We start from the raw sequence: 24,546 nt of genomic DNA on the forward strand, positions 1-24,546 counted from the left end.
GATTAGCTTTAAAATTAGTATCTTTGCATTATCAAATACAACACAAGTAGAATAAAACATTGATTATAAGCAATATACTCTCTACTTACGAAAAAGAAAAATGCAAGAAAGATTAAAGTTTCACTTTTAAAAGTGGAACTTTAATCTTTTTAGAAAAGCTCTAGCTGTACTCCTGGTACATTGGGCTTATGTGGTTTCTTACCATAAAAGAGCTTAATCCCTTCAAACTGCTTATCAGTTACACCCATAATCCCCACCTTTCCATACTCTGGAATAATGGTTGAGACTCTTTTAATGTGAACCTCCATGTTTTCCTTACTACCACAATGGCGTATGTAAATAGAGAATTGAAACATTGTAAATCCGTCTTTTAGCAAGTTCTGACGAAAAAGTGCAGCAGCCTTTCTCTCCTTCTTTGTATCTGTGGGTAAGTCAAAAAATACCATTAACCACATACTCCTATATTGACTAAATCTATAAAATTCCACCAATTGACTTTATAATTCAGGATAAACCATTCTTCTTTGTTCCCCACTAAAACACTTATAAAGAGAGGCTGTCGTCTGTTGTGTAGCTATCATTAACGGACTCTTTTTCCCTCCAATAGTAGTATCAAGAACGGGGATAGATAGAAGCCGAATCTTTATTTCTTTTGTCAATTCACTATAATCATTAGTCAAACACATTATATCCAACACCAACCCATCAACATAAGGACGATAAGGTTCCATTACGTCATCTGCCAAACAATAAGCATTATATCGATTGTGATGATGAATTCCCAATGTTGGGAGTAATCCACTTGCTACTAAAGAACGAGCCACAACAGCACGTAATATTGCATATCCATAATTTAATAAGTTGTTAGGTGGTTCCCCATCCCGACCTCTTACAAAATCTGAAATATCAGTGAAGATATTTTTCCAATAGTAAGCAGCTGCTCGAGCCTCAAGGTTATCGGGATCACCACTTCTAACTTTATCTGCCCAGGCATACATACATCCCACATCAGCATTAGTATATATACTTAAAATCTTTGCTTGATTACTTATTTTTTGTTTTATAGTTTGTTGCCATAACTGTTTCTTTAGTGGTAACGATGCGTCTACCTGCATACGAAAGCGTTCATTCTGTGTTGTGTTACCACATAAAGGTAACAAAAGTCCAATGGGCATATTCTTACTATCACAAGTGATTACAGCAGAATTGTTCTCTATCAAGGCTTCTAATGCAGACGATGTAATCGTAATTCGTTTATTATCAAGCAGTACAACTCCAATATCTTCTATTGGAATTGTACGCTCACTTTGTTGCTTGAAACTATCAGATAGGTTATCACAACTTTCCACTTCTGGCAAACGAATTACCAATTGTGAATTCTTTAAACTCAAATAAGCAGGATTGCTGAAACATAATGTCTTCTTTATCATAAGCCATCTAATTAATCGTATTCACCTACTGCGACTATCTTACCAATAGAATTGATACGTACTTTGACAATATCTTCTAAACCTTTTAAGGACTTTATCCGCTTGAACGTAGAGTTCTTCAACCTTAAATCATCATTCAACATAGTCTCTAAGTGATGCCTAAACCAATAATCTCTACCTGAAGCCTTCGATAACTTCTGAACTCTGTATAGATTCGGACTAATAATATCATAATTAGCTTCATCCAATAAATCTACTTCAGAAGGAATAAAATCTGTAGCTTCATTTGGGAAGACAAAGTATTCATTTTGCTTCATTGTAAATACAAAGTGCCATCCTTTATCGCAATTATACCTCTTATCGATAACAGGAACTCCTTGTGATTTACGTTCGGCAGCTTCAAAGAATGATACTGGATTATCTTGCAAATTACCTTTGTCATCTTTATAAAAGGCAATATGGTGGTTATTACTTGTTTGAACATAATCACCGAATACTGGTCTTCCATCACTTCCAATAATTGGCTTACCAGCCTTATCCTTTAATGTATGTAACGGAATTACACTTAAGACGCCCTCAATACTAACTCGTTTCAAAGTTATTTGTTTTGCTTCATCCATATAAATAGGATTCTCATCCAAGTTGCTGAAAGCTTTTTGGGCATCTCCATTAAACTCTGCCAACCGAGCTTTCAGTTTTTCCCTTATACCTTTATCGATCACTTTGTCGATTTTAAGGTCAGGTGTAATCCGTTTACGAATAGGATGATACATTCCCCACTCTATTATTTTAACCAAGACCGGAACTAACTTCGTCTGCTCAATATCTAGGTAAATCGGGTTTTTATCTATTGAATTTCTCCCTGTAAAAGCTTTCTTAGCATCACCATTATAAGCATTGAGACGTTTCAGTAATGCTGCACGAATAGCAGGGCTACATACCCTATTTATTGTTGCTTCGTCTAATGCTGCTCCGACTTTCACCATCCTTACTAATGGACGTTTCTTTGTCCCATAGTATGTAGCGTTATGCAATTCTCCACGTGGTGTAAGCTGTTCCTTTTTTATGATTCCATGCTTCGTCTTAATTTTATTGACGTTCTGTGTCATCACTTTTTTCTTCGCCTTAATAGATACCAAGATCGATTTTAGATGCCTTTTAGCTTCTGCACGGAATTCATTGATAGGCAAAGGAGCATTAAAGCGAAGCTTACCTTCTTCACGATGCAGTTCCTTTACCTCTATACCATAGATACTACCACTCTTATCACTGCGTGCATTGAGGTTGTTCAGATACTGAATATAAGATGGCTTCGTAAAAGCTATTGTCAATGCATCCATCGCATGATGGCGATGATCATTGCGTTTCGTCCAGTCTTTTATACGCTTAACTTTCCGACCATCTCTATCTTCTATCACATCAGCTAAACCTAACTTCAGATACTTCTCAAAGTTAAGTTCTTTCATAACATCCACCAACTGCCAATCTTCGCGCAATCGATTGGTCACAGATCCCGTTGTTGGAGTAACGATCTTAACCAACTCACTTAATATTTCATACGCCTTTTTTGCAATATACTGAGTATTTCGCAGGTCACGATCAATAAAGCCAGAAGGTATATCCGCTTCCGTTTTCAGCAAATTATTATACTTCTTATTACTAATAGCCCCATCCTCTAGAAGGCGAAGAAGTTTCGTCTTATAAGCCTTAACACCCTGTTCTCCATACCTTTCAAGTATAAAATCAAAGGCCGTCTTATTACTTTTAGCTATATTTACATCACGTGCTTCAAGTGTTTTGTTCGACAGTGAATCATCAAACAACCGAGCTTTCGGAATAATATGCTCAATATCAAAATCTTTTGAGAAGAGCTTATCTTTAGGAATGTAGGTATCTGAATAGAGTGTCTTAAAGCCGTTCGGTTTAAGCTCTTCATATAACTTATATTTTATGATGTCATTCCTACTGATATACGAAAGTGCAAATTCCTTCTCTAGTATTTCACGAATACGTTTATTCTCTGCATTACCTTGATTAATACTTCGTGTCATATTCTCTCGCTCTGCAGCTCCAATCTTCAGATCACGAGCTAATTCTATCCTTATTTCATCGGGCTTCCCATATTCTTCAATAACTGCATTGATGACATTAACCATCTGATTGAGGATCTTCTCAACAACAGGGTTATGTAAACTATTCTTTGGCAATAGTTCTAACTTCTCTTTATACACCTTTTGATTTAATTCTTCCTTTGTAAGCGACCGACGCGAATGTTTATATCCAGCCTCCTCACATGCTTGACTATAATCTTTCCCAGCCTGTAAATGTGGAAAAATATTACGCATTGCTTTCACACTGAGGTTTCCGTAGCTATCTTCAAAAACGACATCGGCAAGCACAGCAGCATATTCTTTTGGAAAACCAAATGCTATTTCCAACTTTCTTAATAACGCGTCATTACCTGTTCGAGAGTTATCACCTTCATAAGAATACAACAGATGCCAAAGCCGATACATTGGTTGTCTTTCCAACTCATGCCCCTTCAACGATGAATCAAAGCATAGTATGTCTGTATTGAAGGCTAAGTTCTTGAATATCATCTTAACATAATGGCGAATATCAGAGGCTTTTAGTTTTTTGAAATTACACTCTTCATGCCCTGACATCACGATAATTCGGTTATAACAATCATAGAGAACAGCTTGTGTTCTATTACCTTCTAACTCTTTATAATTCAAATCCCATTGCTTACTCTTCTTGCCCAATACCTTCAGAGCCTCAGTCTTACTGAGTTTCTCCTTAACGCTTAGTTCCTCATATAAAAGGTTTCTCTCTTCCTCATACAATGGACGCTTGCTATTAGTCCCATGGTCTAGAAGTAGAATGTTATTTAGATTTTGCCAAATTCTAAACTCTTGGAACATAGGGGAAGACTTGGGAGCAACCTTTGGTCCTATTGTTATCTCTTTTTCTTTTCCATCAACTGTCACTTTCACCTTACGCTGTTCAAGTTCGCAAACAGCAATGAGATTCTTCTTACTCTTCAATGGCCGTTGATAAAAGATGATAATATCCCTGATTTCTTGCTTCAGTTCTGATGTCAATTCCTTATGGAAAGTTGCTTGCGTTTCCCAAATCTTCTCAAATTCATCTAAGTAATCTTGACGATAGAAAGGTTGATTCTTAATACTGATATGTGGATTTTCTTGCAGAGAAGTCCATAGGTATTGACCAATTGTCTGCTTGCTGAAATAGAGTTCTTTACTTCTATCACTAATAGCACCAAGTAGCCCACTTGTATTAGCAATCTGTCCTTTCAAGTCACTGATAACAAAGGCTAAAACATCTTTATCAACCTGTTGCTTCATCGCTTCAACCCTCCATTTCAAAGGTTGCAGCCTCCTATCTAGACCTTTTGTATCAGCTGAGTAAATACCATATTTACCAAGGAATAGCTTGCTTGTATTGCTCTTTGCCTTACCTTCTAACTGCTGTTTAAACTCGTCAGTAAGTATCTCTGGATAATACTTCTGCTGCTCGTTCCATATCTTCTCGAACTCTTCTATAAGATCAGAACGATAATATTCTGGCGTAAACTTCTTACCTTTATAGAGCAACCGAAGAGAGTATTCGGCAGGTGTCAAGCGTTCTTCATAGAGTTTCTTGGCTATGGTCATACCATCAAAAAGCTTTCCATCTTCTTTATCATTTGCTTTTCGATTACTTTTATAGCCACGTTTCTTATTCAACATAAATAAAACTCGAGCAAACTCATGCAGTGACACTTCCTCTACCGCTGCTTTTGCACGTAGCTTATAAGTTTCAAAAGTAGAAGATTTACCATCTTCACACATCGGTTCAGAACCTATCCAACCTTGTTTCTGTAAACAATCACGAAGATTCTCTCTGCGTAGCTTATATCTTTGAAGGTTTATTCTTGCAGCATGCACCTGCTGTCTATCAGCATTTGTTGTGATAGCTTTCCCCTTTTCAAAGTTCCCTTTTTCATCTACAGTCAATGGGATTACTCTCACACCAAGTCTTACGATAGAAGATTGTTCGTCTTTGTTTTCACTTTCATTCACTAAGGCCCAACCAATACTTGTAGTTCCTAAGTCTAATCCTAGTATTTTCTTCATGTTGAATTGATTATATGATAATTTGTGTAAAGGTACAAAAAAACAACAACAAAGTCAAAATTTCATTAAGAAAATTTGCTTATTATTTTTTTAATACATACCTTTGTAACGAACTAATTTTAAAGTATTCACAATAAGGATTATTCCGTTGTGAGAACATTAGGTTGCCTCGTCCTTCTATACGGGGCATTTTTTATTGTTTAAATATAATCCATCTAGCCACTATCCTAATGTATCATTAGGAACAATCAGTAATACCTATATACGTATAAGCTATGACGGGAATGACCGCTAAAATTAAACTCTTCGCACTTTCATAACCTTTTCCTTATTCGGAAATACTCGTGTCCTATCCACATTATCACCATCTTCTGACACTATAAAAAGTAAGTAAAAACCACTAAAATACCCCCAACTACACAACTCTTAACACTCGACACATATCATAATGAGGAACTTTTAAATAGAGAAAAACGCCTTATAAAGAACCTAACAATAAGACTTCATTCCCTTCAAAGAGCCTGTGAAAGGCTTTAACAATGAGCTATGAATAAGAAATAAGGAATTAATAATCTCTTTCCTGATAGCTAATTTCATTAATTATTCATATCTTTGCAGATGATAAGAGATGCGTATTTGAGAGAGGCAAACGCTACTTTGTCAATGATTCTATCTATCTGAAGAATGAGAAATAATAGTTCTAACCAATTTTCAAGACCTATGAGAAAAATCATTACTACCCTACTCCTCGCACTCTCCATGAGTGCTGTTGCGCAGGATTTCAACCATTACTTTGAGGATGCAACGCTCCGTTTAGATTACATCTTCGCAGGGAATGCCAAAGAGCAGACCATCGCTGTGGACGAACTATCACGTATCCCACATTGGTATGGCAAGCACGAACGACTAGCAGAAGTGCCCGTTGAGGGCAATGGACAGGTCATTGTGCGTGACCATCGTACGCAGAAAGTAATCTATCGAAACTCCTTTTCGACTCTATTCCAGGAGTGGCTCACTTATGATGAGGCACAGGGTAATAGCAAGAAATCGTTTGAGAACGTCTTTCTAGTACCTTATCCCAAAGATACAGCAGATGTAACTATCGAACTAAGGAACAATCGGCGCGAGGTTACTAACCGCATGACGCATATCGTTGTACCACAGGATATTCTCATCCGACACATCGGGGAGCGTAATATCACACCTTACGAGACTTTGCAACAGGCTGCTGATCCATCGCACTGCATACACATTGCATATATTGCGGAGGGTTACACAGAGGCTGAAATGCCTACATTTATAAAGGATTGTCGCATTGCGATGGAGGCTCTCTTCGCTCACGAACCTTTCAAATCGCTGCGTTCTCGATTCAATATTGTGGCTGTCAAGGCTCCATCCGTTGATAGTGGCACATCCGAACCATCAAAGGGTATATGGAAGAACACGGCTCTTCACTCTCATTTCGACACTTTCTACAGTGACAGATACCTCACTACACTCCATCTCAAAGACCTCCATGACTGGCTAGCTGGTACGCCTTACGAACATATCATCGTACTAGTAAACACTGAGAAATATGGTGGTGGCGGTATTCTGAACTCTTACAACCTCTCAATGGCACACCATCCTCTATTCAAACCAGTGGTTGTCCACGAGTTTGGACACTCTTTCGCAGGACTTGGTGATGAGTATGCTTATGCCAAAGAAGAGATTAATATGTATCCAAAGGACGTCGAGCCATGGGAACCGAACCTAACAACTCTGGTCGACTTCCACAATAAGTGGGAAGGAATGATTGATAAGAAGACCCCATTACCGACGCCTGAACCAACCGACTTAGATAAGCCGAACGCACGCAGGGACAAGTGGAAAGTGGGTGCATACGAGCCTGCTGGCTATGCTCAACATGGTGTTTACCGCGCTTACCCAGACTGCCGTATGCGCACAAATGCCCATCCTGAGTTCTGTCCAGCATGCACCCAGGCTATCACTCAACTGATTAAGTTCTATACAGGAGAGTGAAGATTCAAGTCTTCCTGAAGTCTTTTAGTATTCTATCCTGCCCCATCCACGGGGCAGGAATACGTATTGTTGTCTAAAGACGATAGTTTTATTGGAATCAACGAGGGCATCTCTTCGATGGCAAGAGAGCCTCTCTTCCTATTAACGAAACGCCCTTCTCTATTGGAGAAGGGCGTTTCCTTTAATTCAAGGGATTAATACTTTAAGATTCAAAACATAGTTTCCTCTATAAGAAAACACAACTAACTATACTGAAAACAATTATCTAATAAAAACTTGTTAAACTATTACTTCAGATAGAAATAAGCCTTTCTACTCCCCTTCCTAGTCGGCAAGGGAAAAAGATACGGGGCGTCCTCTCTATCTAAAATCTACGTTCTGCGATCTCAAATGTACTACAAGGTAGTCCCTTTTCATTCACAAGATTCGCACGAGTAAACGGCTGCCAACCATAGCGAACACTAACAGGATGGGCTACTACTGACCCACACGACACACGCACCTGATAACCATTCTCTATCGTTGCTTGGGCTTCATGATAAATACCATCGGCACCCGCAAGCTCAAAGCCTATCAATCGGTTGCCCATGAAATGAAGTTCCTTTGTATTTGAGAAAGTCAACAATAAGCCTCCATCAACGGATTCAACTCGCTCTATAACAGGTCCCTCTGACACAATATCATGTCCATAACTATGGTGCAAAACTTGCATGGCGAGCCGCTCACCTACAGGTTTCTTATTGGTGTAATGCACATCAAGTGAATCGCCCAAATCGCTTGTCACCGTCATCCAAGTATGCTCCAACCCTAACGCCATACGCCGTTGTGAATCACGGAAACGCGGCCAGGAACGACGGTTCAGACTAGATAGTTGTACGAAATAAAAGGGCATCTTCTTCTGTTGAAAGAAGTTTCGCCAACTTTTCTCCAACAATGGGAAGAGGCGTTCATGCAGCTCGATGTTATGCGCATTCGACTCTCCTTGATACCACACAATACCTTTCAACGTATAACCCAACAAAGGTGTCATAGCTGTCTCGAACATATAAGCAGGCGCATAAGGGTGCTGTTGCAATGGATTCTTGCTATTGGCAATATTCTGCAAAGCACGTTCTCTTGCCCACTTCATACCGAAATCGCCATGATACCAGTCCCGCAAGATTGCAGAGAAGTCCTTTTCAAGGGTCGAACGGTCAATCCATGACTCTGTGGTAGTGCCTCCTACGGCATTACAAATCACACCTATAGGTACCTGCAGACTGTCTGCTAAACCCTTAGCGAAGTGATATGCGACTGCTGAGAAGCCCGATAACGATTCGACCGAACAGTTACGCCATGGTCCAACTCGCATGAGTTGGTGGCGATTAACCGAGTCGCACACCGCTTCCGACCAGCTCACAGCATTCGTTGGATAGCGTGTTGACATATTAAAGAGATGTATTAAGGGTTGTGAACCAGCCTCCGCAAGGTCTTGCTTACCACTTTGTACGGCGGAGATAGGCAACTCCATATTCGATTGTCCCGAACACAACCACACCTCTCCAACGTATATATCTTTCAACGTCAGCCGCTCTTTACCTGCTGCAACTATTGCTTTGTAAGGACCGCCAGCCTTTCGAGCAGGGAAATTAATGCTCCATGTACCATCGTCTGCAGCTGTTGTGGATTGATTCTGACCATCGAAACTTACCTTAACAACCATCTTTGCATTGGCAGAACCACGAAAGATAATCGGTTCGTTACGCTGCATTACCATCCCATCGCTATATAGTGGCGCAAGAGATAACCCTCCATAATTACCTGTCATAGCCTTATATACAGTCTCAGCGATGATCTCTGCACCTTCAGCATTGGGGTGTAGCGCATCCGCAAAGAGGTCTGGACGATTGTGAAGAGGCGTATAGAGGTCTATTAATGGGAGGTTCTCAGCCATTGCCACTTGCTTGATATGCTGTTGAATGAGGCTATGCCAGTCCCTAGTTCCGCTCTCGAAGCGAGGGTGGCGTTCGAAGATTGACGACATCAAGCACACCCATATCTGTGCTTTAGGGTTCACTTTGCGGAAGGAGTTGACGAGTTCTATATAGTTAGAATTGAACTCTTCAGCATATTCAGACCAATTACGAGGGTCCGTGTCATTGAGTCCTAAATGGATAATAACCCTATCGGCTTTGAAAGCTAACGCTTCTTTGTATTCCTTCTGGTCGATATATGGACGGTGACCATGGCTTAGAAGTGTACTTCCAGAGTGCCCGAAATTACGCACATCGTACTTATCTCCTAACATTCTCTGCAACTGCACGGGGTAACAATCAGCGTCCCTATTGGTCAAACCATACCCCCATGTAACACTATTACCCACACACGCCACCTTGATGCGTCCGTCAGCAAATGCCATCAGAACCATCAGGAACATCATTAATAATAAAGTAAGTCGTTTCATAATAGATTTATCTAAGCAGTCGAGACACCATCTCCACCACCTTATTATATCGTATAAATACGTCGGCGAAATTACTTATTTTCTTACTAACTAGCAAGAGAATGCTTTGCAAAATGGCTTTATCTAGCCTAATTGAGGATTTTCCTTCCTATTTAACCCTTATCTCGTCAACATAAAACTAATGATTATCTTGGATGCAAGAAATAAGTCCTTTATCAAAAGCGACGCCCCGACTCTATTGAGTCAAGGCGTCTTCACAATTCATTAATAGTCCGTGATAAGTACAAAGTTGCCACTTAGTATTGGTTCCTAATAGGGTCATTGTATTGTACTTGAAGCTCTTTTAGCTCCTTCTTCAATCGTTCTGTGAGTTTCTCCGTACCCTTTTGTCCATAGATGTTATGCAGTTGTGAAGGGTCCTTCTTGAGGTCATAAAGCTCCCAAGAGTCTATATCGTTATAGAAATGAATCAGTGTGTAACGCTTCGTCCGAATACCATAATGACGGCAGACAGAGTGCTCTGCGGGGTATTCATAGTAATGGTAATACAGCGATTTACGCCAGTCTGCAGGCTTCTTACCCTGTAACAAAGGCAAGAGCGAACACCCTTGAATATCCGAAGGAACCTTTACACCAGCTGCTTCTAAGAATGTTGGTGCATAGTCAATGTTCTGTACCATCTCATTAACAACGCCTTGTTTCCCACCCGGACAATAGATCAGCAGTGGTGTACGGAACGACTCTTCATACATGAATCTCTTATCAAACCAACCGTGTTCACCCATGTAGAAACCTTGGTCGGAGGTGTAGACTATCATCGTATTATCCAATAGATTCTTCTCACGGAGATACTCAATTACACGTCCAACATTGCGATCTACCGACCGAATCACACGCATATAATCATGCATGTAACGCTGGTACTTCCATTCAGCTAACGCCTTCCCCGATAGCTTATCAGCCTTAAACTTCTGTATAATAGGGTCATAATGGCGATCCCATTGAGCCTTTTGTGAGGGTGTCATACGCTCATAGTTACGACGTCCCCACGCTTCCAACTCCTTGTCAGAGTGTATCTCCTGCTCGTGATCCGCCATCTTATTATCATAGACAATGTCCATATCTTTGATAATACTCATCTTCTGTTTCTGTGCTGCCAGACGCCCTTCATAGTTATCATAGAACGTCTCGGGCAATGGATACTGCACATCATTGAAGAGGTCTAAGTCGCATGTATCAGGGTTCCAAACACGATGAGGAGCCTTGTTGTGCATTAGTAAGCAGAAAGGCTTGGAAGGGTCTCTTTTATTCTCCATCCAGTCTATTGCGAGGTCAGCAATGATGTTCGTCACATATCCCTGACGCTTTAGTGGCTTGCCATTACATAAGAAGTCGGGGTTGTAATAGTCGCCTTGTCCAATGAGAATGTCCCAATAGTTGAAGCCAGTAGGCAGTGATGTGAGGTGCCACTTACCGATCATTGCGGTCTGATACCCTGCACTCTGTAAGAGCTTAGGAAAGGTTTGCTGTCCTCCATCAAACGTCTTGGTGTTATCTGTGAAACCATTTGCATGACTGTGCTTACCCGTTAACATACATGCTCGGGAGGGTCCGCTAAGGGAGTTAGCAACGAAACTCTCTTGGAATTTCACACCATGATTGGCAATCCAATCGATGTTTGGTGTATCAATGAAACGCTTATCGTAGGCACTAATCGTTTGATAGGAATGGTCGTCACTCATGATATAAACGATATTCATGGGCTTCTTCTGTGCCTGAGCAGGTAGGATGGCGCCCAATGCGAGGGTGCCTGTCACGCAGCATAGGATTTTAGTTTGCATAGGTAATAACTGACTTTTAGGTTTTAAAGGAGGGCTATTAGGATCATAATCAATGCGTCTAATCTCCTGTAATCACCCCCATTTAGGTTTGTCAACACAAATGTAATACTTTTGGAGAAGTCCTCCAAAGAAATGAGCAGATTTGTTGTTAAATAGGAAAGGAAGCCTCATCAAAAATCAACAACAGCCTCTGCCCAATTCCATCTACAGCCTCTCCCCCGCCCCCTCTCCGAATGGAACAACCCCACCCAACCTCCCCTAAGGGGAGGAGTGCCTAACGGGTGCCAGTTAGAAAATAGTTTCTTTAATTCAAAAGGGGCGTTTCTTCGATATGAAGAGGGCGTTCTGTTGCATCGAAGAGAGGCTTTCTTCATATCGAAGAAACGCCCTTCTTGTTTGTAAATAAGACTATCTACTCCCCTCTCCATTCGGAGAGGGGGCGGGGGTGAGGCTCTTTCTTACACAAAAAACTCCGCCCCTACATTCGCATGCAAGGGCGGAGTCAGGGTGAAAACACCCTTTTCTATATCATGATTGAATTTAAAGTTGCATTTATCTACGTGTTAACTTCGGATTAACATACACCTCTCCGATTCCACGGAAAGCACCCATAACGGGCTTCGTGTCGGTGAATCGGTTCCAACCATAGGATGAGAAGGTTTGTTCGGAAGCTAACTTCTGTGCCTCACGGAACACTAGATTACCATTGTTATCGAACGTGAGTAGGATGCTTTCCTTCGTTCCGTTGATGGCAGTCTCATGTTCCTTACTGAAGTCATCAGCAACGATTACACTGATAAGGTACTCATATACGCCTGGAACAACCTCTTTCTTGCCAACAATCTTACCATTCATCATCTCAAAGCCTTTGCCTGGTGTGAAGCTAACCTCCCACTTGTATTGATTGTCAACGATGAAGTTTGCCTTGTTCGTACCCGTTGCCTCAATGCGAACAGACGATGTCTTCTCTGCTAAGTCACGACTTGGAAGGCGCATCTTAGCCGTTTGCACATAATCGCCAACCACATCGTTGAGCGAAGCCTGTACCACTTTCAATGAGTCAACAAGCCCTATTGCCTTGGCTGTAACCCACCCTACACGTGGACGCCCCGTCGTATTAGCTTCGACCTTGACGTTTATTTTCCCATTCGTATTGCCTACCTTAATCCAATCAGCCGTCCCACTATACTCAACGGGGACGTTAGAAGTAGCAATCAAAGAGCGTTCAACAGCCTCATCTCCAGCATAGATATCCTCGCCAGTAGGCAACCCGAAGGTCACACCCTCCTGTTGGATATTCAGTGTGATAGAGTCTCCTTGCTCATTCTTAACCACCAATAGCGTGTTACGCGATTGTGCGCTCGTATTCGGTTGAGCCGTCAGTGATAGCTTCTCTGCCGTTTTCGTCACTGTAAGCCAAGCATCAAGTGCATAGGCACGAGCGGGTTCTTTACTCATTACAACCTCATGTGTCTCACCGAGAACACCAAAGTCTGTCTCTGCTTTCACCACCTTCAGCCCTGCAGCATACACTGGTAAATCATTGTCACTACTGCATGCTGCACCCAAGAATACCGATGCGGCAGCTATGAAGATATAGATATATTTGTTCATAATCAGTATCAATTTATTTTCGTCATGTACTCTATTCCTGGCAGAGTAAACGCATAAGTGTAACTGCCATCAGGCTTCATAATAGGCGACAAGTCCTCTCCGTAGGCAACACCAAAGAACGAGTCGACCTTATGCCCAGTGATTTGTCCACTATCATCAGCCGTTGCGCGCTCCATATCTTCATCCCACGTGAAGAGTAAACTACCCTTACCTTCACCAAAGAGTTTACCTTCCTCCTTTGATCCAGGTACTAGAACGATACCTGCGGGATAGGTATATGTAGGGTCAGTAACAGGCTGTCCAGGCAATTCGAGTTTGCCTGTTGCAGGGTCATAAGTCATGAGTATCTCATATTCAACATTACCTATCTGCAACTTACCTTTTAGCGTGTTTGCCACCGTTCCCATGCTTAGTGTGAGTGTTATCTTACGTCTTATGCTTGTCTTCAGACGCCAAGTACCAATCCAGAAGTCTATGTCCTTATGATTCTTCGGCAGGTATTGCACAATGCGCAAATCGCCCTCTGTGAGCGTACGCGACTCTTCGTTCCATGTGAAGTTTTGATATTTCTTACCATTGAAGAACAATGGTTCGCGTAGCGAAATACCTGTTGGTGTGGTGCAATAAGGCATATCCAATGTCTTATCACCTATAGTCATTGTAAAGCGACGAGTCGATCCATCGATGTTGCACTGACCGAGTGAGTCGGTGCCAAGGAAGCAATTGTAGGTATTGACATTCATACCATCTTTAACGGTGATAATGCCCATCATCATCTCTTCCCAACTAGCGTCTTTAGGCAAGCGAGTGAGTACCATCTCGTTTTTCCACTTCCTTCCACGCAAGTAAATACTATCGTTCGTAGCACGAAGAATGCTAAATTCATAGTCACCTTGCACTCCATCGGGGTTGCCCAACCATGGTTCTGCAAGTGGATGAATCACCTTGTTATACTCATTGAAGGATAACATCGGACCTTGATCCTTGACTACCTCGTATCCAGAAGTAGCCTGTTCCTCGGGATCTTGCACGTCGCCCATAGCCGTTACATGCCCATTCTTGAACTTCAACAAGAGCGTATAACCACCATAACTATAGTCCTTTCCAGCATAATAATGCAACATCCAACCACCTTCGGAAGACTCCAATAGCTGGGTATAATCCGATACACTCTTGTCGATACGCTCGGCTGCTGGCTGGTCGAAGAGTGTCTTATCATCATGTAAACACGACTGCATAGACAGTCCCAACACGATGGTTAAGAATAGAAAACATAGTTTTTTCATTTTCTTCTTTCGTTTTATTTCTACGGTCTAAACTCTTTCCTAATAACAAGCTCATGGCTATTTTCAACTTCCAATAGCCTGCCCAAGAGGCGAAGAGCCTAACGGAAATGAGTTAGAACACAATTATTTGTTTTTTGTGATGAGGATTTCTGTATAAGAGAGAGCACGTTCCTCTATTTGAAGAGGGCGTTCCCTTGAAGTGAAGAGGGCGTCTCCTTGAGGTGAAGGGAGGCTTTCTTCCTTTCTTATTCCAGGCTTTCCAAGTTGAGCGTTGCTATCTTCGAACCACGACGAAGGATAGCGTTACGGAGCAAATCAATGTCTGCATCCCATGAATTACGCATATATTCACGCACCATCTTCAGCTTTCTATTGATGATACTCGTACCCTTTGGACCTGCAATCTGCAAGATTTTATTCCATTCCTGAGGTGTACTTGTAACGTAGATAGAGTACAGCTCGGCAATATCCTCTGCTGGATTCTCCATTGAATAAGGTGAGACGAAACCCTGTGAGTAGGCTTGCTTCTCGGGTACTGACGTCCAGTTACCACTGACATAATCGGCACGTGAGATGTCATCAAACGACTCATCGTAAGGTTTCTTTTGGTTCAGAATATGCATAAACTCGTGGTGCATGGTGTGGAAATAGAACCCCGTCATACTGCCGTAGTCCTTTAATAGGTCGTCAGTAAGGGCGTTCACCTTACTTAATGTCACCTTGTAACCACCTTCCGCACTACCTACTACCTCCGTGCGATAGCGTGTGTAGCCAGGAATACCTACTGCAACAATAATGCGCGGAACGTTCTCTTTAACGAAATCCAAGCCCACTGTCTCGGCGTAAGCATCGAACCACATATACTTAGTGATGATAGCTAGCTTGGCAGTCTTTGCTGAATCGGCAGGTACGAAGTTGTAGGCTTTATCGGTTTCTTCCGTCTTCAAGCGGTATTGGAACTCGATGTTATAAGGCATAGTATAGTTCTTATACAGCCATTGATCGAATGTGTTTCGTTTCACCGCAGTGGTTGGAAAGATGGAATCACCGCCCAATTTGTCATCGTTACAAGCCGTGAGAACCATGGTTCCGCAGGCTATTACGATAGCAGCCAATAGAATATTTCTTTTCATAAATAAGTCTCCTTTTATTTATTACGTGGGTTAGGAGTAATGCCAGCAGTTATCACGTCTTGTGGTAACTGGATGGCTAAACGTGGGTCGCCAGCCTTCATCGTATCGGTGACAGCTGTGACATTCGATTGCACATCCACCTTACGTCTGTACATCGTAATGCCATATCGCTTCACATCTTGTAGGCGGAAACCTTCGTGAATGGTCACCAATCGACGCAGTTGCAATATACATTGTAAAAGGGGTTCTTGCGTTGTCTGCTCAATAGTGAACAATGGGTGTAGCTCCTTCTTAGGCGTTGGCTGTGAAGGAGTATAGTAAGCCAACGAATTGTAGAAGTCCTTTATCTGGTCAAGAGTGAGGCTCACTCTATGCTTTGAGAAGACTGCCAATTCGCTATTGATATCGGCTACTGCCTTGTCATATTGCCCTAAGAGAGCATAAGCCTCGGCACGTTCAAGGAGGGTAATATCGGTTGCGAAGACTGCAAACTCACCATAGGGAATACCTATTTCAGCCTGTGTATCGATGACTTTAGCCATGTATGGAATCTTACGCAAGGCGTATTTCGATATACCATTATTATAGGTAACGGTGTAGTTAAGGTCTGTTCCGCTGTTACCCCATGGTCCTGCAGCCTGCAAAGTCTCGTTCTTACTAATCAACTCTCCGTGTGCGTACTTGCTACCAGCAAGTATTGGAATACTGATAACACCCCACTGTGAAGGTGCAGGAAGCAGCATGATGTTGGCATTCTTACTAGCTTTTATGAAGTCATAAGGCTGCACGTTGCCACTAGGACCCAGTCTGTTCCACTCTGCCCAGTTGCGTAGTATGTCCTCAGGGTGGTCTCCTAACACCTTATTCGCATACTCCACCGCCTTGTCGTATTGCTGTGCATAGAGATAGAAACGGGTTGCGAAAGCATAAGCAGCCTGCTTGGTAAAATGGAATTTAGGCTTATCATACTTTGTTCCAACGAGTTTCATGCCTTCCACTAAGTCGTTTTCTATATTCTTGTAAAGCTCTGCCAAGGTGCCACGCTCCATGAGTCTGCCCACGACACGTTCGGGTTGCTTAGGATAAGGCAAGCCCAAGTTGTTCTGCGCAGTGGTCTTGTCATAAGCCTGACAAAATACTGTTGACAACTGGAACATAGCAAAGGCACGACATAACAAAGCCTCGCCCTTCTGCGCATCATAAGCCTCTTTGTCCTTCGCCTTATCAATGTGATCGAGCGTTTCATTGCATGTTGAGATAGCGGCGTAATGCGCTTCCCACAACTGATGAGGCGTCTCGGGATTGCTTACCTCATCAATGTCTTTCCATTGATAAGCCTGCTCTTGAAAACGATCGAAGGCACTCCAAGTGCTGTGCAACTGCTCATCTGTATTGTCAGAGTACATCTCCAAGAGATAAGCAGGGTGTCCTTGTGGATAAGCACTGACGAGTAGTTGGCTCGATTCAGAGGGTGTCTTCAAGTCCATACGACTATCGGGATACTTGTCCAAGAAGTCGTTGCACGATGTAAAGGCAAGTGCAGCGGACGCAAGCGACAGGCACATTATATATTTATTGACGTTCATCTTCATAAGTTTTAAAGTCCAACTTTTACTGTAAGGGTGAATTGCTTTGGCATTGGTGACGCCACACCACCCACGTTATAGAACTCTGGATCCTGCCCATTGAGTCTCTTGTCAGCATAAAGCAAGAAGAGATTAGTGGCTTGGAGTTTGAGAGAAAGGTTCTGAATAACGCTATTCTTGAACCATTGTGCAGGTAGGTTATAACCGAGGGAAATCTCTTTCATGCGAATGAAGTCGCCCTTTGCTATGCGTACATCACTATAATTATAAGCGTTGTAACCCATGCGCACATTCGTATTTGCCATATACTGGCTCTTTGACAATATACCTGGAACATTCGTAACAGCCTCATCGCCAGGTTTCATCCAGCGATTCTTGAAGTCGTTAGTCATAGAGACTAAGTCGTTATAACGGGCACGGAACTTAGGATCGAGGCGTACAACGTTACCGAAAGCATAGGTAACAAAGACGTTAAGAGTGAAGCCTTTATAGGTGAAGAGGTTGCCAAGTGAACCCGTGTGAGGCGGGTCTGTCGGTCCTTCATACTTGAGGAAGTCTGTTTGGGTACGCTCTTGGAAGTTGATATCATCGGTTGTCACCTCTCCTTTCTCATTGCGTACCATAGGCATACCCTCGTCGTTTATGCCCACAAAAGGTATTGAGAACAACGCACGAGCAGGATAGCCGCGCTTAGCGAAGCCGTTTCCACTCACTAAACTCATTACGTTTCCTTGGTTAAAGAGCTTAGTAATCTTGGTCTTAGCATACGAATAGATGAAGTTCGTTGACCATGTGAAATACTTGTTCCTAACGCCTACTAACGATAGACTTAACTCAACACCATTAGAATTCATAGAGGCTACATTGGCAGCACGGATTATCTGTCCGCCTAGTCCGGCAGTAATCATTGGACCAATCTCATCGAAGTTCTTACGTGTATAATAGTCCAGTGTGATACCCAGACGATTATTCCACAATGATGCATCAAAGCCCAAGTTCAACTCGTTCTTCTTCTCGTATGTGAGGTTCGCATTGGCTAACTCGGTGATTTCGAGCTGTGGTTCTTGGTCTTCAGCGAATAGTCTAAAAGGATTAGAAGCCGTTATGATGGCGGTTGAATTGCTGTAAGAAGCATCTGGGGGAGTACCCGTAAGACTATAAGAAGCACGCAAGGTGAGTTTATTCAATGGTGATAACTTATTGAACCAACTCTCTTCATGCACATTCCAAGCGCCCGAAACGTTCCATGTAGGCATCCATCTTGCCTTCGTATCACGTCCCATTTGGTTAGAACCTTCATAGCGTAAAGTTCCGTTGAAGACGTATTTTCCCATATAACTATATGTGGCATTGCTATAGAAAGCAACGCTACGTGAATTGGTTGGAACTATGGTGTAATAGGTGTTACCAGCCTCAACCGCACGCTTAAAGTAGTCATAGACATAGAAAGGAACCATACCCGCATTGTAGCGCAAACCCACTCCTTCAGAGGCATTACGCTGTCTTTCAATGCTCTTAATCTCCATTCCTCCGAACAAGTTCACTATGTGTTTATCAGCGAAAGTGTGGTTATAATTAGCTGTTGCACGCAAGTCGTAATCACTCATTCGGTTGTCTCCTTTATGATAGAGACCGCCGTATGGCAACACTGTCTGCGGTAGTTTATTCGGATTGGATGGGTCTTTGTACAGGTACTTGTTGCCATCTCGGATGATACCATTGCCCATTGCACGATAAGCCAGTGCCTGGTTAGAATCGTCCTTAATATTATGTTCCTGTGTAGATGCCATGTATTTGAATGCACCTAACAATGACAACTCAAGGTCACGGATAGGTTTATACTTCAATTCTAACTGGAATCTCGCATCAAGCGCATGCAAGTCTATGTAGTTATTGTCCAACTCATGGAAGATATTAAATGGTGCGTAGTTTGCCACGTAATACTCGTTTGGATCTAATACACGTGAGGTGTTGCTTGCATAAGAGTAAGGGTTAATATCGAAGTCACGTTTCACTTCACCGCCCACAACGTCTACATCCTGTCCAAGAGTTCCTGGCGCACGCTGCTTGCGATAAGCTGCTCCACCGATAAGGTTCAATGAGAGCTTATCAGTAAGGTGCTGCGTGAGGTTAACGTTGAGCGTATAACGATTCACACTACTCTGCTTGTACCATCCTGGATCAAGTAGTGCGCTAAACGAAGCATAGTAGTTTGAACGCTGCGTACCACCACTGAAGCTCACAGAATGGGTCTGCATGATGTTCGAAGAGAATAATTCTTTGAACCAGTTGGTGTTTCGGAACTCTGCACGTTGTAAGTAACGATTACGTGCTTCGGGCGTATTCTCCAATGCAAACTGCCCCGTTGTACGATCGTAATGATTGATGAGCTCATACATTTTTCCATATACACCATACTCGCTACCATTGAGCACTTCCGAGAGATTCAGCCATCCCTTATCCGCCAATTCACGATAGATACCCATCTGCTCCTTCGAATCTAAGATGTCGAAATTGCTGTAGGATGGCACCAAGCGAGTGGTGAACTCACCCGTATAACTAATGTGTGATTGGCCTTGCTTACCCTTCTTTGTGGTTACAACGATGACACCTGCCATCGCACGCGCACCATAGATAGAGGTGGCGGAACCGTCCTTAAGGATTTGAAAACTCTCTATATCGTCGGCATTCAAACCAGCGATTGCCGAAGAGATAAGCGTCTCGGGGTTACCAGAAGCGAGGTCGTCAGCACCCACATTAGCCGCATCTTCCATGATCACACCATCCACAACCCATAGTGGCTTACTACTTCCATAGATGGACGTTGCGCCACGAATGCGTATCTTAGGTGATGTACCAAAGGTGCCGCTAACGTTCTGCACTGATACACCAGCAGCCTGTCCCTCAAGCGAACGACTGATGTCAGCCACACCATTGAGGCGCGCTTTGTCAGCATCCAACTTATCGGTCGCACCCGTGAAGAGGCGGCGGTCGGTGCGAGTAAGACCAGTCACAACAACTTCATTGAGGGTTGTTGCATTCGATTTCAGTACTACGTGCATGTCAGTGGTAGCCTTCAGCGTCTGCGACACCATACCGATGTACGCCACTGTCACTTGTGGGTTTGCAACGTCAGTAGTCAATGAGAACTTACCATCGACATCGGTGACTGTCGCCATCTTAGCCCCCACAACAGTGATAGTCGCACCGATAACTGGTTCGTTATCATCGGCTGCCACCACCGTACCCGTAATCTTGGTTTGTGAAAAAGCCATGCTGATACAAAGGAAGAGCATGCCTATACACAGGAGTAGCTTTTTGTTCATAAGTGTTTAATTAATGTATGTCTTATATTGTTTTCAACACTGGTAATAGGTCGTTTACCATGCTATTTCCATAAAACCTTGTAGATTAATTCTTCTCTGACAAAGGGTCTTATACAAGACGTTTTGTGGCTTTTAGGCATCAAATAACACTAATCTATAACCTTTAGATGTTGTATTTAATGCTACAAAGGTAGGTTAATTTTCTAATATACAAGGCTTTTTTAGCATTTATTTGTTCCTTACAAGCGTAAAAGCTATGGGCAGTGTACACGAAACGGGATAATAATTTCAGTAAGCTATTACCCATATTCGGCGCACATTTCTTTGGTTATCTCCCTTAAAATAGTAACTTTGCAATAATCAAGCACATACACGTGTGATAAATATTAGTTAACTAAATCTTGAACAATAATGGATAAATACAGTTGCTATATGCCCCAGTGCCCACGCCGTGAGAGTTGCACGCTTTGGCACATCGCCCAACAGGAGATAGCGGAGGAATACGTATTTCTAAGCGTGACAAATCCCCTACTCATTGAGCAGGCTGGCGGCTATTCGCAATGCCCGAAGTATTATGAATGGAAGTTGAGACGCTTTGCTCGTGGTATGCGTTGGCGTTATGGGACGCTCACGGGCAATGCAGAGGCGGAGATTCATGAGCGGTTGAAGGACGCTTTTGGCTTTACGCAAATAGGGAGAATGCGCCGTGGCGATGTGGTTATATCGCCTGAGGAGCAAGCACAAATACGTGAGATATTTGAAGAGGTAGCCCCTGGTGCAGAACCAGAATTTATAGCTTTCGAGGAACATTATATTAAGCCTCCACGCCGCAAGTAAGGGCTGCGGAGTATTGTCCCCACGCTGGAACACGGATGTTCCCACACTGGAACTTTCATGTTCCAACGCCGGAACATGAATATTCCGCCGCTGGGAACATTTCAATTCTAATGGATGGTGACGACCGACAGACGTACTTGGTGAGGTCTACCCTACCCTTATTATAGACGAACCGCAGAGCATACTAGATGCCGACAGAAAGAATAAGACAAGGCAGCTCCCACGCTGTTCGATCCAATTCTCACCTTATTAATTATATAGTACCACGAACAACAAAGTATACTGGATGCCGACAGAAAGAATAAGACAAGGCAGCTCCCACGCTGTTCAATCCAATTCTCACCTTGTTATATAGTACCAAGAACCGCAGAGTATGCTAGATGCCGACAGAAAGAATAAGACAAGGCTGGTCTCACGCTGTTTAATCCAATTCCCACCTTATTATATAGTACCACGAACCGCAGAGTATGCTGGATGCCGATAGAAAGAATAAGACAAGGCAGGTTCCACGCTGTTCAATCCAATTCTCACCTTATTATATAGTACCAAGAACCGCAGAGCGATGTTTACAACCAGGTGTATCATCTCGATGCGATAAATGTCTTCAACAACCGACTGGTGAAGAAAATTGAGATGAAGGGTGTGAAACAGGTTGGTACGACCTCAACAAATAGTTATCTTTACCTCTATATCTTGTCAAAGAAGAAAAGCAGGACACCACGTGCCCGTATCAACTTTGACGCTACAAATAAGACAAGTTTGTGCATTCAATCCAGCTAAATTAGGAAATAACAAAGCTATCTTCCACCTTTTATACACATATATTGAAAAAAAAATGTCTATTTGTTTTGTAGTTAAAGAAATTATTCTTAACTTTGCACTCGCTTTCGACAAGGAAGCAGGTTGACTACAAAGTAACCTTCTGGAGAGATGGTAGAGTGGTCGATTACAACGGTCTTGAAAACCGTCGTACCGAGAGGTACCGGGGGTTCGAATCCCTCTCTCTCCGCAAACAAGGGTGTAAATCAACGGGTTATGTGATTTACACCCTTTATTACACCCGAATTTTCCATTACCTAAGAAAACTTATAGCATTTCCTTTATTACAATATCCGTTTGTTTTTGTGAAAGTAATAATTATCACATATACAATTATGATTTACGGATATATCAGAGTTAGCAGCGATAAGCAAACAGTAGAGAATCAACGCTTCGAGATTAGTAACTTTTGTAAACATCAAAATCTTTCAATTGACGATTGGATAGAGGAAACTATCAGTGGCACAAAAAACTATAGCAAGCGAGAACTTGGCAGATTACTTAAAAAGGTAAGAAAGGACGATATTATCATTTGCAGTGAATTGTCCCGCCTGGGTCGTAACCTTTTTATGATTATGGAAATTCTGAACATTTGTATGAGTAAGGAGTGTCGTGTGTGGACAATTAAGGACAACTATCGTTTAGGTGATGATATCCAGAGTAAGGTGCTTGCCTTTGCTTTCGGCTTATCAGCAGAGATTGAACGTAATCTTATTAGCCAGCGCACAAAGGAGGCATTGGCACGAAAACGATCAGAAGGAGTGGTCCTCGGACGTCCGAAAGGTAGAAGAAGTTCGCCAGATAAGTATAAATTATCAGGCAAAGAGATTCTTATATCAGAACTCTTAAAAAACGGTATATCTCATCGAAAGATAGCAAAGATTTGCAAGGTAGATAGGAATACCCTTAGCCGTTTTATAACATTGAAGTGTTTGGCTGTAAACTAAGGAGGTATTAAAGGAAAGTTGAACATCTTTGAGACACCCGAGATTGACGAGAATAATCTACCACCAGCTCATAAGCTGGTGCGTCGTGCACCACGCTTAGAGGGTGATTGCCTTGTTGTTCCACTAACAGAAAGCAGTTTGGACGATATCATCGAAGATGAAATGCTACATTTAAGTGTTACTGATGAGGTCGTTGCTTTACTGCAAAAATCAATTGATGAGCAAACGACAGCAGAAGATATGTTCAAGGAGGTTTTTACTGTACGCCTTGAATCGCCTACTCGAACAATGACCTTCGAGGTAGCAGAGATGGGGTATGGGACCTATCAATTAGAAGATGGTTCATCTTTGACAGCTATCAATCGGTACATGGAGGAAATCAATTACTTTGATATGGTCTTCAGGCTAAAGAAGTAAACTTCTGCTATAATAGATGGATAGAAGTCATGAAAAAGAATAGAACTCTTGTGTGAACGTTTGATATCATACGAACATACAGTCTATGAACATCTATGTTGTCAAATAGTCACGTGACTTCTTCCACCTGTTTCAAATTTAATATTAGACTGCATTTGTTAGATTTGTATCTCTATTATAGTGTCTTCTGACTCCACTATTACGTCTTATTTTGCGAGACACTGTACTTGGACTTACATTTATTGTTTGGCAATCTCTTTTTGTTTCGTTCTATTTTGGAGCAGCACAGAAATTGTGAACCTTTGCTCCGAGGTTAATTGTTTGATAAACTAAGAACTGTCGAGAATAAACTCGACCAGCTACTTGTCCTGCAAGAGCAATCCGTCGATACAACTGTCCGTCCACCTTTGAAACCGGAATATCTGGATATCATAGATGTTTCTAGAATCTTGAAAGTTGAGCAAAAGACTATCTATAACTGGGTTTGGGCGGGTAAGATCCCATTTCTCAAAGCTAATGGTAGGCTGCTATTTCTTCGTGAAGAGATTGATAGTATACTGCGTAAGCGAGAGTGTAGGTAAATTCTCTCAAAAATTAGATTCTTTCAATATTCTTCTATTGTTCACTATTATTGAACAAAATTAATTTATTGAACAAAATATTTGGTGTCTTCGTGTTTGTTCATTATCTTTGCAGTGTTCAATAT

Annotated in this window: 16 protein-coding genes, 1 tRNA gene, 1 pseudogene and 1 CRISPR repeat array (1 of these 19 cut by a window edge); of the genes and pseudogenes, 7 read left to right on the forward strand and 11 right to left on the reverse strand. The window is 42.2% G+C overall.

Annotation, left to right across the window (positions count from 1 at the left end):
* Positions 1-42: a CRISPR direct-repeat array (repeat unit 47 nt); it begins 1,385 nt to the left of the window's first position.
* A gap of 107 nt (positions 43-149) precedes the next feature.
* The 3 genes from cas2 to cas9 are packed head-to-tail and all read right to left on the reverse strand — an operon-like array spanning position 150 to position 5,569.
* On the reverse strand, positions 150-446 hold the full coding sequence (gene cas2, locus F0475_RS02990) for a CRISPR-associated endonuclease Cas2 (protein WP_155715347.1): 297 nt from the start codon (positions 444-446) through the stop codon (positions 150-152).
* A 51-nt stretch (positions 447-497) separates the two neighbouring features.
* On the reverse strand, positions 498-1,430 hold the full coding sequence (gene cas1 / locus F0475_RS02995) for a type II CRISPR-associated endonuclease Cas1 (protein ID WP_155715303.1): 933 nt from the start codon (positions 1,428-1,430) through the stop codon (positions 498-500).
* A gap of 11 nt (positions 1,431-1,441) precedes the next feature.
* Positions 1,442-5,569, reverse strand: coding sequence for a type II CRISPR RNA-guided endonuclease Cas9 (cas9, locus tag F0475_RS03000; RefSeq protein WP_155715304.1), 4,128 nt, complete (start codon positions 5,567-5,569; stop codon positions 1,442-1,444).
* A 720-nt stretch (positions 5,570-6,289) separates the two neighbouring features.
* On the opposite strand from cas9, the gene F0475_RS03005 reads away from it, so the two are divergent.
* Entirely contained in the window at positions 6,290-7,591 is a 1,302-nt protein-coding gene (locus F0475_RS03005) for a M64 family metallopeptidase (protein ID WP_155715305.1), read from the forward strand.
* Positions 7,592-7,955: 364 nt separating this feature from the next.
* Here the strand turns inward: F0475_RS03005 and F0475_RS03010 are convergent, their stop codons facing one another.
* The 7 genes from F0475_RS03010 to F0475_RS03040 form a co-directional block, all read right to left on the reverse strand.
* Entirely contained in the window at positions 7,956-10,034 is a 2,079-nt protein-coding gene (locus F0475_RS03010) for a GDSL-type esterase/lipase family protein (RefSeq protein ID WP_155715306.1), read from the reverse strand.
* 296 nt (positions 10,035-10,330) lie between these two features.
* On the reverse strand, positions 10,331-11,875 hold the full coding sequence (locus F0475_RS03015) for a sulfatase family protein (RefSeq protein WP_155715307.1): 1,545 nt from the start codon (positions 11,873-11,875) through the stop codon (positions 10,331-10,333).
* Between the two features lie 552 nt (positions 11,876-12,427).
* Positions 12,428-13,489, reverse strand: a complete 1,062-nt coding sequence (locus F0475_RS03020; protein ID WP_155715308.1) for a BACON domain-containing protein — start codon at positions 13,487-13,489, stop codon at positions 12,428-12,430.
* Between the two features lie 8 nt (positions 13,490-13,497).
* Positions 13,498-14,775, reverse strand: a complete 1,278-nt coding sequence (locus F0475_RS03025) for a DUF4302 domain-containing protein (protein ID WP_036895281.1) — start codon at positions 14,773-14,775, stop codon at positions 13,498-13,500.
* A gap of 245 nt (positions 14,776-15,020) precedes the next feature.
* Positions 15,021-15,908 carry a zinc-binding metallopeptidase gene (locus F0475_RS03030; RefSeq protein WP_009435043.1) on the reverse strand — a complete coding sequence of 296 codons (888 nt, stop codon included), beginning with the start codon at positions 15,906-15,908 and terminating at the stop codon, positions 15,021-15,023.
* A 14-nt stretch (positions 15,909-15,922) separates the two neighbouring features.
* Positions 15,923-17,494 (reverse strand): RagB/SusD family nutrient uptake outer membrane protein, encoded by a 1,572-nt coding sequence (locus F0475_RS03035; RefSeq protein ID WP_009434982.1) that lies wholly within the window; start codon positions 17,492-17,494, stop codon positions 15,923-15,925.
* An 11-nt stretch (positions 17,495-17,505) separates the two neighbouring features.
* Complete coding sequence (locus F0475_RS03040) at positions 17,506-20,820, reverse strand: SusC/RagA family TonB-linked outer membrane protein (protein WP_199879774.1); 3,315 nt, start codon at positions 20,818-20,820, stop codon at positions 17,506-17,508.
* Between the two features lie 411 nt (positions 20,821-21,231).
* Between F0475_RS03040 and F0475_RS03045 the strand changes: the two genes are divergently transcribed.
* From F0475_RS03045 to F0475_RS03065, 5 genes are all read left to right on the forward strand, one after another.
* Positions 21,232-21,657: a DUF6078 family protein gene (locus F0475_RS03045; protein WP_155715309.1), complete on the forward strand. Its 426-nt coding sequence runs from the start codon at positions 21,232-21,234 to the stop codon at positions 21,655-21,657.
* A gap of 618 nt (positions 21,658-22,275) precedes the next feature.
* Entirely contained in the window at positions 22,276-22,437 is a 162-nt protein-coding gene (locus tag F0475_RS03050) for a hypothetical protein (protein WP_155715310.1), read from the forward strand.
* 144 nt (positions 22,438-22,581) lie between these two features.
* Positions 22,582-22,666: transfer RNA gene (locus F0475_RS03055), tRNA-Ser, on the forward strand.
* A 145-nt stretch (positions 22,667-22,811) separates the two neighbouring features.
* Positions 22,812-23,423, forward strand: coding sequence for a master DNA invertase Mpi family serine-type recombinase (locus F0475_RS03060; protein ID WP_155715311.1), 612 nt, complete (start codon positions 22,812-22,814; stop codon positions 23,421-23,423).
* Between the two features lie 18 nt (positions 23,424-23,441).
* A complete protein-coding gene (locus F0475_RS03065) occupies positions 23,442-23,840 on the forward strand; it encodes a hypothetical protein (protein WP_155715312.1) in 399 nt (132 codons plus the stop codon).
* Positions 23,841-23,987: 147 nt separating this feature from the next.
* On the opposite strand, the pseudogene F0475_RS12015 reads toward F0475_RS03065, so the two are convergent.
* Positions 23,988-24,166, reverse strand: a pseudogene (locus tag F0475_RS12015) (helix-turn-helix domain-containing protein); the annotation flags it as partial.
* Between F0475_RS12015 and F0475_RS03075 the strand changes: the two are divergent.
* Positions 24,158-24,421: a helix-turn-helix domain-containing protein gene (locus tag F0475_RS03075; RefSeq protein ID WP_155715313.1), complete on the forward strand. Its 264-nt coding sequence runs from the start codon at positions 24,158-24,160 to the stop codon at positions 24,419-24,421. The pseudogene F0475_RS12015 and the gene F0475_RS03075 sit on opposite strands and share 9 nt — an antisense overlap.
* The last annotated feature ends 125 nt before the right edge of the window (positions 24,422-24,546 follow it).

The organism is Prevotella vespertina (assembly GCF_009728485.1).
Classification (GTDB): Bacteria; Bacteroidota; Bacteroidia; order Bacteroidales; family Bacteroidaceae; genus Prevotella; species Prevotella vespertina.